An 11,443-nucleotide genomic window follows, 5' to 3' on the forward strand; every position below is an offset into this window, starting at 1 on the left:
CTCAGCGAAACGGGATCTATGACATGATTCGCAACGAAGCCCCCGACTACGGGCATCGCTACACGCCGGAAGAATACGCCGTGACGTTCGAACGCATCGGCGGAATGGACAATCGCGAGGTGATCATCCCAGCCGTGCTGAAACAGGCAGGCTACAAAAGCGGAATCTATGGCAAATGGGACCTCGGTGCCCTGCGCCGAATGCTGCCCACTTCGCGTGGATTCGATGATTTCTACGGCTTCGTCAACACGGGCATCGATTACTTCACGCACGAACGTTACGGCGTCCCCTGCATGGTCCGCAATCTCGAACCAACGGTGGAGGACAAGGGCATCTACTGCACCTACCTGTTTCAACGCGAGGCGCTGCGGTTCTTGGATGAACATGCGGGTGAAGAACCGTTCTTCTTGTACGTTCCCTTCAACGCGCCGCACAATTCGTCGTCGCTTGATCCAACGATTCGCTCCTCGGTGCAAGCCCCAGATCGATTCAAGGCGATGTATCCATCGGTTGAGCCGGAAACCCGAATCACCGACCGCTATCGCTATGGCACGCCCGCAACGGTCACGACACCACAAGCTCGTCGTCGGGACTACCGGGCCGCTGTCACGTGCATGGACGCCGCGATTGGTGAGATATTGGATCGCTTGGAAGCCAAGCAGATCCTCGATGACACGGTGGTCGTGTTTTTCTCTGACAACGGTGGCAGCGGAGGCGCTGACAACTCGCCCTTGCGAGGCCACAAAGCTCAAACCTGGGAAGGCGGCATCCGTGTGCCTTGCATCGTTCGTTGGCCGGCAGGAAAGATCCCGGCCGGTGCGGTGAACGACGAATTCCTGACCAGCCTGGAGTTGCTGCCGAGCTTTGCAGCCGCAGCGGGTGTGGAACCACCGTCCGACGTCGTCCTCGACGGATTCAATTGGTGGACCACACTTCGCGGCGAATCCAAGTCTCCTCGCAAGGAAATGTTTTGGAAACGTCGAGACCAAATCGGTGCACGGGTTGGTCAATGGAAATGGGTCCAAATGGGTGACCAGAGCGGTCTGTTCAACCTCGATGAAGACATTGCCGAAAAGAACGACCTGTCCCAATCAAACCCCGAGATTCTTGCGATGGTCAAAGAACGCTACACAAATTGGCTGCGCGAGATGGAAGCCGCCGAACCTCGTGGTCCCTTTCGTGATTTTTAAGCAGGCGGGCAAACCTCTCTCTAAAGACACTCAGAGACACAAAGCCCATCGACCCCAGTCGATAGACTTCGTTGGCAACCGACTCGTCTTGACAGCAAACCAACCACGGACCAACGCGCGTCTCCATCGAACGGTTCTTCTGGCCCATCAAACGTCCGCTCGGGCAAGGGGCACTCTTCTGGTGGCATCTGGACTCGCAGCCGGCGAGTAATGAAAAGATCAGGAAAATTTCCAAATTTCCTCCGGAACCATTGCGGGTCCGGTGTACTTAATCCCATTAGAAGTGGAACAACGTGCATCAAGCGTGCCTTGATCAGAGTTGCCTTATCAACCACTCCCGGCACCACCGTCGAACTCTCGACGTCAGCATTCACTGGTGCTGTCTTTTCGCAAACAGCTCTCGGGGAGAGTCTTATGAAAAAGATGCGCAAATACGGTTTTACATTGGTAGAACTCCTGGTGGTCATTGCCATCATCGGCGTCCTTGTAGGTTTGTTACTACCTGCCGTGCAAGCGGCTCGAGAAGCAGCTCGACGAATGAGCTGCAGCAATAACTTCAAGCAAATCGGACTTGCACTTCACAACTACCATTCGGCTTACAACAAGCTTCCCGCTCAAAAGGGTGGCACCAACAACACCAACGATGGATCGCTCGGTGGCAACCAATTGCGTCTTGGTTGGCTGCCCGCCATTCTTCCGTTCATTGAACAACAAGGCTTGTGGGAACAAATCAGCAACCCCCTGTCGATCAATACTGACGGGACGCTTCGCACAGTGCCTTGGCCCGGAATGGGGCCAGCACCATGGCGAAGCGACTACACACCTTGGATCACGGAATTAGCATCGCTTCGTTGCCCCAGCGATCCAGGAACCGGCCTACCCGCACTCGGCCGAACCAACTACGCCGCCTGCCAAGGCGATGCTGTCGAATATGGCGAAGTCGGTGCTTGGAGCGGTTCCAATCCGCTTGTCATGAATTCCGGCTATGCAGAACAAATCCGCATCTCCGGTCGCGGCATGTTTGTCGCTCGCCAATACAACGCCTTCCGTGATGTGTTGGACGGTTTGTCGAACACGATCGCAGCTGGCGAAATTGCGACCGACTTGGGGGACCGCGATATCCGAACCGCTCCCATCGACGGCCCCGGATCCGCTATTTTGCGAGACAATCCCTCGTGGGCTCGAGACAACGACAAGATCGATCCTGAACGACCACAATTTTGGCGTGCCGGTGAAAACTTGACGACCGACAACTCCGCTGGCGACGGCGCCCGCGCAAGCTGGGCACGAGGGTTCCACTGGGCCGATGGCGAAATGCAACACTCGGGCATGAACACCATTCTGTCACCCAACAGCGAAACCGTTTCCCGGACAACCGCCGACAGCACCTGGGGCATGTACCCTCCCAGTTCGCGACACCAGGGCGGTGTTCACGTCCTGATGGGCGACGGAGCGGTGAAGTTCATCACGGATTCAATCGAAGCCGGTAACTCGCGTGCTCACACGGTCTACAAAGCTCACAGCCCAAGCAACGCGGGAACGCAGAGCCCCTACGGTTTGTGGGGTGCTCTTGGCACCAAAGCCAACAAGGAAACCGTGTCGCTCGACTCAATCTGATTGTCGATCAAGCGACCTGTTCACCGCACGGAAAACGAAAAGCGTTGTTGCGTCGCAGCAACAACGCTCTTTCCCAATCTTGTCACCCTCATTCTCTCATACGGAACTGAACACTCATGTCCCGAACTCAACCTTCCAACCGGTCGTTCGCCTTGCTTTCGTTGATCGCTCTCTCACTGTTTTGCATCGGATGCGACAGCAGCGAATCAACCGTCATCCAGCAACCTGCTGACGCAGCACAAGAAATGGAAGACTATGAATCGATGATGAATTCATCTGCGAAAGAACCATACGGTAAATAGGGCTCACAACCGCCCAACCGCCTCCGAACAACATCAAACGCTGGATCCGAACATGGTTCCAGCGTTTTGCATGGAGTGACCACATTCGATCAAATCCTCAACGCGGTCCGAAATTGGGTCCGTGACCAAACCGGTCATGGCACTTGCGGTAACCATCCTCGATCGACAAGGCAAATTGTCTCTGCAGAATGCTACGTGTTGCGAATCAGATCGGCAGGAATAATCAAGCTCACCCCCGTGAGCCGTTTGGGCGTTCGGCCCGGTTGTGAGTGAAAACCGTGGCTAAGCCAACGGCTCACAGATCCAATGCCCCCCGCGTACTCGCTCAGCAACGCAATCACGACTGCCCCGAGAAGTTCGTTCAGTCTTTGGCGACCGCATTGGGACTGACTTTCAGATCCGATTTGGTCAAACCGACAGGACCGTCTAGCTTGCCTTTCAAACGTGTCGATGCAAACGTGGCTTTCGCCAAGCCGACGTTCAGTTTCAAATCCGCGTAGGTGTACTCCTCCTTCAATTCGGGTGATTCACCTTCCTCGGTGGGCCAATCGTAAACTTCCAAGCGAATCGGCACGTGCAGCTCATCGTCGATGTAGGCGTTGGCTCGATGGAACGTGACCCCGTCCTCTTTCATGGGGTGAACGATTTGAATGTGAGTGGCTGGGCGCCCCATCACTCGAGCTTTTCGAAAGTACGTCACTTCGGTGTTGCCACCGGTCGGATCGTTCTCCATGTCGAATTCGATCAACCCGATCAAACGCTTCATGATCTTGTCAAAACCGATGTCCGTGATCGGGTAGTTGCTTTGCTCTTTGGCCTGACGCCCGTGTGGGTCAATCGACAACACCAAGTAACTCAGTGCACCGCCGCCTTTTCGCACACGGGCTTTTCCTTCATTCTCGCCTTCGATGTAAAGGACTCGGCGATCGCGGAGCGTACGCGGTGATTGATACTGCAGAAAAACGGACAACGGCGAAACGTCGCCTTGCTCATCGGCTTGTTCCACTCTGACCGCAATGTCCATGATTTGAGGCCTTTGCAGATCGCCATCAATTCGTTCTCGCTTGATGAGCTTGCAACTGTAATCGCTGACATGCTGGCGAATGTACGTCGCATGAGACTGCGCAAATGCCAACGCCCAACCCAATGGATGGTCATCCACCGGAACCGCCAATGGTTGGTTGTCTTGATCGGCAGCAATTCCCTTGGTGTGCATCATCGGAACCAAGGATTGATTTTTTGAAAATGCAGTTGCCGGTGCGGTGGCTGACATCTGCTGAACAACATCCTGTTCGTCCAACCCCAGTTCGGCGATCGCTTGCTCGGCCAACTGGTCACTGGAATCTTCGATCGCGATTTTCTGAACTGCAACACGATCATCTGCCTCAGCGTTGTCGCTGACGTGCCGACGGGCTGGCGTTGTCTCGTCAGCACGAACCGAGTTTGCGTTGAAGAACGATCCTGGGGCGACGCACGACAGCATCAGCGCCGATGCGCCGAGGCACAAGAATCGAGAGCGGAGGGTCAGCGGTAGCGTTGGCATGGAAGATGGCTCCAAATGGCGGTCGAAAGTCCGTTCGTTTCCGGTGGTGCTCGTTCAGCCCAAGCGGCGATCCCCGTTGGTGCACGAAACGTGCCGAATGCATGCAAAATTCAAAGTTTCAGATTAGCGGCGGCCAATCTGGAAACAACAGAAAAGCCCCAATCTGCTCTGGAAGGAAAGTGTTGGTGCCTGGATCGCCGGAAAAACCCGCATAGCCTTCCTACCATTCCGTCCCGCAAAACCGGAGTCATTCTCAGTTTCACGACGCTCCCATCATCGCTCGCAGGGCAATCAACCAGAACACTTGGTTCGAGGCTGCTTTCAAATTGACATCCTCGGATTGCATTCTGAGACGCCCGCGTGAAACGAAACGTGAAACTCTCGGACCACCAGCGCCCTGAAAAACTTCTACTGCCGCTTGTAATGGTTACCTCCGCAGTGTCATCCTTTGGGATCGCATACGTTCAACCAATCGCACTTCCACGTTCTGTTTCCCCAAGGCATCCATGGGCATCGTCATCCCACTCGTTCTGATTTTCCTCACCTGCCTCGTCATTTGGCGAGCCTGCGATGGATTTGAAATCGCGAGCGAGTACATCGGACGCAACCTTTCCGAAGGTGTTCGCGGCGGCACGATCAATGCCATCTCCAGTTCCATTCCAGAACTCTTCACAACGCTGATCGCACTGTTTGTGCTTTCCGACCGAGACGGATTTTCGATCGGCATCGGGACCACGGCAGGAAGCGCGTTGTTCAACGGCATGATCATCCCCGCGGTTTGCATCCTCAGCGTGGTCGGCTTTGTCGTAATGGGAGTCCGTGTCACCTCGGTCAACGTTTCCACTCGCGTGCTTCTCCGCGATGGGATCTCGCTGATCATCTGCGAGTTCATTCTCATCCTGTTGATCAACGGAGAACAACTTCATTGGTGGCAAGGGTTGATCCTGATGTTGATGTACGGGAGCTACCTCGCCTACATGTTGACGACGATGAAGCCTTCTGAGTTGTCCTCTGACGACGACGAGCAATCGGATGATGAAGACGAAGAGGACGATGAGTCCCCACGTGGCGCCATCGCCACCTTGTTCTATTGGATCTCCGGAGGGCCGCTCTTGGATCTAGAACGATGGTTCGTCAAAGACCACCATCGCGAACAGATGAAAGAAGAAACTTGGAATGGTTGGGGATTGCTTTTGACCAGCACGGGAGTCATCGCGATGGCCTGCTGGACATTGGTGCTGGCGTGCGAGTGGCTCGGCAGCGGCCCGGCCAACGTTGAAAATCCATCGTACGAACTGCTCGGGCAGACCTTCGAAGGCCTGGGCATGCCCGCCATGTTCGTCGCAGTCATCTTTGCATCGATGGCGACCAGCGTCCCTGACACGGTCATGTCCATTCGCGATGCTCGTGATGGTGACTACGACGATGCGGTGGCCAACGCCCTGGGCAGCAACATCTTTGACATTTGCTTCGCACTCGGATTTCCATTGTTCCTGTTCACGCTCATCCACGGCCCCATCGCAATGGAGCCCGAAATCGCGGCGCAAAGCGGGGAACTGCGATTGTTTCTCTTCATCCTGACGATCATCGGTTTTTTGATCTACTACATCGGCAAACGTGGTGTCGCGGCGGACGGAACCAAGTATGTGGAAATGAAGCGAGGCAAAGCGGTTGCGTTGCTGACGATGTATGGCCTGTTTGTCGTCTACATCCTGGCCCACGAAAACGATGTCGAAATGGTCCACCGGATCTCAGATCACCTGCAAACCTTTCTGAAAATGCTTCCGACGATCGGCAACATTGTTTAACCCGCACAGTCCAAACCTTCTCGAAACCTGAATCGTCAACTCACTTGTTGTAGACTGATTGGCCGTGTTTTTTCGCCCGCGTTCCCTAAAAGGAAACGTGGCTCCGTGACGGAATGAATCACCTACAGAGAGTCGCTCGAGTTGACCACTTGGAAGCCACGTTCGTTCATCTTCGCGGCGGCATTGATCGTCGCCGCGCGAGTCATCGCGACTGAGCCAGTCTTCGCCGAAGTCCCGGCCGACGTGCTCGCGTCGCTGAAAAAGCACTGCACTGAGTGCCACGGCTCCGACTCAGCGGAAGCCAACCTGAGGATTGATCAACTGACCGGCGATCTCACCGATCGCGAAAACGCGTTGAAATGGATTGAGATTCGCAACGCGATCAACTTGGGCGAGATGCCTCCTGATGGCGAACCGCCACTTCCCGTCGATGTCATCTCGCAAACATCCGAGTGGGTCTCAGGCGAGTTGCGAGAATTGGAACGCTCGCAAAGTCGATCCGACAAACAAGTTCGGCTGCGTCGATTGAATCGGCATGAGTACACGCACACCGTTTCCGACTTGCTGTCGATGAAGTTCCCAACCGGCGAAAGTCCACTTGACACATTACCGCCCGATGGCACCGCAGAAGGTTTCGACAAAGTCAGCACTGCCTTGATGGTCGATCCTTCGCTGATGACTCACTATTACCGAGTCGCGCGCCGAATCGCGGACCGAGCGATTGTGGATGGCCCACCGGAATACCCGACCGAAACGATGCGGCTGGAGTTTGAGGAAATCGCTGACAGTCATGCGATCGGATATCTCATCACACGTCGGGGTATGAATCCGGTTCCCGGTGGGCTGCAATTGATCGAAGGCAGCACGCGGTCTTTTGGGATGCTTCGTTACCCGGGTCGCAAGGACAACAACGTCGCACCAACCAATGGTTTCTATCGGTTCACCATCCGTGCCGGTGGTGCCCCGGGCGTCGACGGCGAAGTGCCGCGAATTCGCTTGAAACACAACCATCCCGATGACTCCATGCAAACGATCATGGAGTACGACGTGACGGCACCTTGGGACACTCCCGCCGATACCAGCGTGACGATTCCTCGAGACACCCTGGGCGGTGAACTCAGTATTGAAATCCTGAACAACACCAAGCTTTCGATGGGTCAACGTCCCGGCGAAAACTTCATGAGACGAATCAATGAAGTAGGTGAAACCGGCGACTTCACCGAATCGCTGCGTCTGGCCGGTCGCAAGGTCGCCGAGGGCTGGGGCGGAGACCGTTCAACACCCGATCCCGAGAAACTCGACCTCACGAAATTCCCGCGTGTCTTCTTGGATCATTTGGAAGTCGAAGGTCCTCTTTACGACCAATGGCCGCCGAAGAGTCACACGACGGTCTTGTTCCGTGGCGAAGCAGGAACCGATGACCTGGCATACGCACGTGAGATCCTCCTGCGACTTTTGCCAACCGCCTGGCGACGCCCGGTCGAAGAAAGCGAAATCGAACCGGTCCTTGGAGTCATTCAATCGGAACTCGAAAACGGTGAAACATTCCACGAAGCCATTCGCGTTGGATTAGCCGCCACACTGACCTCGCCGAATTTCCTCTACCTCGCAGAAGGAAATGGAAACGACGCCGACCAATCCGTGCTGACCAACCACGAAATTGCGTCGCGAATGTCGTATTTCCTGTGGTCTTCCCTGCCAGACCAGGAACTCTTTCGCGCGGCCAAAGACGGCGAACTGACCAACCCCAAACAACGTAAACGGCAAGTCGAACGGATGCTGGCGGATCCCAAAATAGACCGGTTCGTCGACAGCTTCGCTCGGCAGTGGCTGCGGACCGACACCTTCCTGACGTTCACCCCTGACCGATCCTTGTATCGGGAATACGACGAAAAACTAGCCGAGGCCTTTGTTCGCGAGCCGCTCGAATTCTTCCGTGAGATCTTAAGCAGCGACCGAAGCGTGTTGAACTTTCTTGACTCGGATTTCGTGGTCCTCAACGATCGGCTCGCTCGACACTACGGCATCGATGGCGTCAGCGGCGAGGAGTTTCGCACGGTTGATTTGCCAGCGGATTCCGTGCGTGGTGGGTTGCTGGCCATGGCAGGTGTGCACCAAGCCGGATCGGATGGCACTCGCACCAAACCGGTTTCGCGAGCGGTCTATGTTCGAGAAGTTTTGTTCAACAACCCGCCGGATCCCCCGCCACCCAACGCGGGCGAAGTCGAACCCAACATCCAAGGCCAACGGCTGACCGTCCGAGAACGCTTGCTACAGCACCAACAAATCGAATCCTGCGCGGCCTGCCATCGCTCGCTCGATCCCTACGGTTTGGCATTGGAAAACTTCAACGTCATCGGGCAATGGCGTGAAAAACAAGACGGCGAAAATTTTCGCGGTCGCAATCTGCCCGTGATCGACGCCAGCGGCCGGCTCCCCAACGGCGACGAATTCGCAGGCTTCGATGATTTCCGGGAATTGCTGCTGCAACAAAGCGATCGCTTCCGCCGAGCCTTGGCGGAAAAGGTGTTTGTCTACGCATTCGGCCGCCCCGTCGGACCTGGAGATGACGCAATCCTGAATCGCGTCGTCACCGAAATGAAAGCGGAAGGCGATACCTTCCGAGCACTGATTCAATCCATTGTCACCAGCCACGCATTTGTGTCCCGATGAGTAAACCGTCCTACAAACCACGACTCAAGACGCTCAACCGCCGGATGCTTCTGCGTGGGGCCAGCACCTGTTTGGCGTTGCCTTGGCTCGAAGCGATGCTGCCGCGAAAGGCTTCCGCCGCGGAATCCACCAAGGCCGTCCCACGGATGGGCATGTTCTACTTTGGCACGGGCATGAACATGCGTCAGTTCTACCCGGAAGGCTACGGCAAAGACGCGAAAATGTCTCGGATCTTGAAGCCACTGGAAAAGCAACGCGATCAGTTCACCGTACTCTCGGGAACCTCGCTCAGTCACGGTGGTGGTCACGACGGTGCCTACCCGTTTGCAACCTCCATCGCTCGCGGCGAAAAACAAACCATTTCGCCCGATCAACTGGCCGCCGAAGTGCACGGCAAACACACTCGGTTCCCGTCATTGCAGTTGTCAGTCAAACGCGGCACTGGCTTTGGATCGCAAGCTCTGGCGACCATTTCATGGAATCGCCAGGGCATTCCATTGGCCGCTGAGAATGATCCGCAGACCATCTTCAATCATCTCTTTCGACCGCCCAACTCACAACAACTCGTCAAACAAAGCGACGAATTTCGCCAACGCGGCAGTGTGCTCGACGCGGTGCTCTCGGATGCGAAACAATTGCAAACACGACTCAGCCAATCCGATCGTCAACAACTGGACCAATACTTCCATTCCATTCGCGAAGTTGAAACGACGTTGCGACGCGAAATGGACTGGTCCGATCGTCCCAAACCCTCCCCCAACCTCGATGGCTTTGGTGATTACGAAAAAGCCGTCACACCGGAGGGCAATGGGAAATTCGTCTACGACACGTACGCGAAATTGATGTACGACCTGATCGCACTGGCGTTTCAAACGGATTCCACGCGGGTGGTCAGCTACGTCGTTCGAACTGAATTGGCCGGTGGTGTGTACCCGGAATTTGGTGTTTCCAAGGGCTATCACGAACTGACACACCACGGCAACGACCCCAAGAACCTGGAAGAACTCGCCCGGGTCGACACGATTTACATGCAACACTGGAGCCACTTCCTGAACCGCTTGGCATCCATTCGTGAAGGGGAGGGCACCTTGCTAGACAACACGTTGCTTGGGTTCTCCAGTGGCATGGGAATCGGCCACAGCAAGGACATTTTGCCGACGATGATTTCCGGCGGCAGCGGGATCGGGATCCGACACCAAACACACCTGCAACTCCAAGACAACACGCCGCTTTCTTCCCTCTGGCAAACCATGGTTGAGCGGGTGGGCGTGAACGTGGACGGTGAGTTCCAGGACAGCACCGGAACCATCGAGGAACTTCTCGCATGATTCAACGGTGCACCAATTGCCTGAGTTCGGCTCTCGTGTTGGCAGTGGTTTTGACGCTGCCAAGCCCGGCGGATGAACCTGCTCGGCAAACGCAGGCCAATTCCATCGGCATGCAGTTTGTGGCTATCGAACCAGGTGAATACCGACGAGTCTTTGACAAATCGAACCAACGTGATCGCAAATTTGCACTGGCTCATGCCTTCAGCAATCCTCAAGAATTCCGCTTTGATTCGCCATCGCATTTAGTGGTGCTCAAAAAACCGTTTCAGCTTAAAACAAAGGAAGTCAACTTCTCTCAGTTAAGTGACTAAGTCGAGGACACAGGGTATCGAACCGACGCCGAAAAGAACGGTGGAGCCTTGGGGTGCTTTCCTGAAGAAAAGGACTACGTCGACCGCTTTCGAAAATCATCCGATGTGACCTGGAGATCTCCCGGCTTTGAACAATCCGACGACCATCCAGTCGTCGCCGTCAGTTGGAATGACGCGGTGAAGTTCTGTCAGTGGCTCTCGGAACAGGAGGACTCGAGGTATCGCCTGCCGACCGAAGCCGAATGGGAATACGCCTGCCGTGCTGGTCAATCAACATGGTATTCCTGGGGGAGCGACCCGGACAATGCCTCCATTCATGCCAACGTTGCCGATGGGGCACTCGAGGCCGCGCAGCCAAACACAACCCGATATCAACGTGCGATCAAACTGGGGGCAAACGACGGCGACGGTGTGGTCTTCACCGCCCGGACCGCTCGTTTTCAACCCAACTCTTGGGGTCTGCACGACATGCACGGCAACGTTTGGGAATGGTGCCAAGATCGCTGGTCGGCCGATCTCTATCGAAACTACCTGGATGACGTCCCTTGGCCGGAACGATCCAAGTTCGCCGTGACCGATCCGGTGATGCTGGACGAAACACCGCAACATGCGTACGGGGATTGGCGGAGCATGCGAGGCGGAGCTTGGACCTGCGCTCCGGCGTCCGTGCG

Annotated in this window: 9 protein-coding genes; 8 read left to right on the forward strand and 1 reads right to left on the reverse strand. The window is 55.6% G+C overall.

Features of this window, described 5'->3' with window-relative positions; genetic code table 11:
• From ACF8AM_RS01430 to ACF8AM_RS01440, 3 genes are all read left to right on the forward strand, one after another.
• Window positions 1-1,190, forward strand: a 1,190-nt coding sequence (locus ACF8AM_RS01430; RefSeq protein ID WP_392553920.1) for a sulfatase-like hydrolase/transferase, incomplete at its 5' end; no start/stop codon positions are given.
• A gap of 414 nt (window positions 1,191-1,604) precedes the next feature.
• Window positions 1,605-2,807, forward strand: coding sequence for a DUF1559 domain-containing protein (locus tag ACF8AM_RS01435; RefSeq protein ID WP_392553921.1), 1,203 nt, complete (start codon window positions 1,605-1,607; stop codon window positions 2,805-2,807).
• Between the two features lie 116 nt (window positions 2,808-2,923).
• Window positions 2,924-3,109 (forward strand): hypothetical protein, encoded by a 186-nt coding sequence (locus ACF8AM_RS01440; protein ID WP_392553922.1) that lies wholly within the window; start codon window positions 2,924-2,926, stop codon window positions 3,107-3,109.
• Between the two features lie 361 nt (window positions 3,110-3,470).
• Here ACF8AM_RS01440 and ACF8AM_RS01445 read toward each other — a convergent pair whose 3' ends face one another.
• A complete protein-coding gene (locus ACF8AM_RS01445; protein WP_392553923.1) occupies window positions 3,471-4,652 on the reverse strand; it encodes a DUF1571 domain-containing protein in 1,182 nt (393 codons plus the stop codon).
• Window positions 4,653-5,158: 506 nt separating this feature from the next.
• Here ACF8AM_RS01445 and ACF8AM_RS01450 point away from each other — a divergent pair.
• The 5 genes from ACF8AM_RS01450 to ACF8AM_RS01470 form a co-directional block, all read left to right on the forward strand.
• Window positions 5,159-6,460 carry a sodium:calcium antiporter gene (locus ACF8AM_RS01450; protein ID WP_392553924.1) on the forward strand — a complete coding sequence of 434 codons (1,302 nt, stop codon included), beginning with the start codon at window positions 5,159-5,161 and terminating at the stop codon, window positions 6,458-6,460.
• 141 nt (window positions 6,461-6,601) lie between these two features.
• Window positions 6,602-9,133: a DUF1592 domain-containing protein gene (locus ACF8AM_RS01455; protein ID WP_392553925.1), complete on the forward strand. Its 2,532-nt coding sequence runs from the start codon at window positions 6,602-6,604 to the stop codon at window positions 9,131-9,133.
• Complete coding sequence (locus ACF8AM_RS01460; RefSeq protein ID WP_392553926.1) at window positions 9,130-10,461, forward strand: DUF1552 domain-containing protein; 1,332 nt, start codon at window positions 9,130-9,132, stop codon at window positions 10,459-10,461. The genes ACF8AM_RS01455 and ACF8AM_RS01460 overlap by 4 nt, the downstream gene beginning before the upstream one ends.
• On the forward strand, window positions 10,458-10,772 hold the full coding sequence (locus ACF8AM_RS01465; protein WP_392553927.1) for a hypothetical protein: 315 nt from the start codon (window positions 10,458-10,460) through the stop codon (window positions 10,770-10,772). Before ACF8AM_RS01460 ends, ACF8AM_RS01465 begins: the two co-directional genes overlap by 4 nt.
• A gap of 48 nt (window positions 10,773-10,820) precedes the next feature.
• A partial coding sequence (locus ACF8AM_RS01470; protein ID WP_392553928.1) for a formylglycine-generating enzyme family protein occupies window positions 10,821-11,443 on the forward strand: 623 nt, incomplete at its 3' end.

The organism is Rhodopirellula sp. JB055, from assembly GCF_043100905.1.
Taxonomy (GTDB): Bacteria; Planctomycetota; Planctomycetia; order Pirellulales; family Pirellulaceae; genus Rhodopirellula.

Excerpts from the sequence above, each read along its gene's own strand:
- ACF8AM_RS01460 (WP_392553926.1), top strand. The coding sequence starts at position 9,130 with ATGAGTAAACCGTCCTACAAACCACGACTCAAGACGCTCAACCGCCGG.
- ACF8AM_RS01440 (WP_392553922.1), top strand. The coding sequence starts at position 2,924 with ATGTCCCGAACTCAACCTTCCAACCGGTCGTTCGCCTTGCTTTCGTTG.
- ACF8AM_RS01435 (WP_392553921.1), top strand. The coding sequence starts at position 1,605 with ATGAAAAAGATGCGCAAATACGGTTTTACATTGGTAGAACTCCTGGTG.
- ACF8AM_RS01450 (WP_392553924.1), top strand. The coding sequence starts at position 5,159 with ATGGGCATCGTCATCCCACTCGTTCTGATTTTCCTCACCTGCCTCGTC.
- ACF8AM_RS01465 (WP_392553927.1), top strand. The coding sequence starts at position 10,458 with ATGATTCAACGGTGCACCAATTGCCTGAGTTCGGCTCTCGTGTTGGCA.
- ACF8AM_RS01445 (WP_392553923.1), bottom strand. The coding sequence starts at position 4,652 with ATGCCAACGCTACCGCTGACCCTCCGCTCTCGATTCTTGTGCCTCGGC.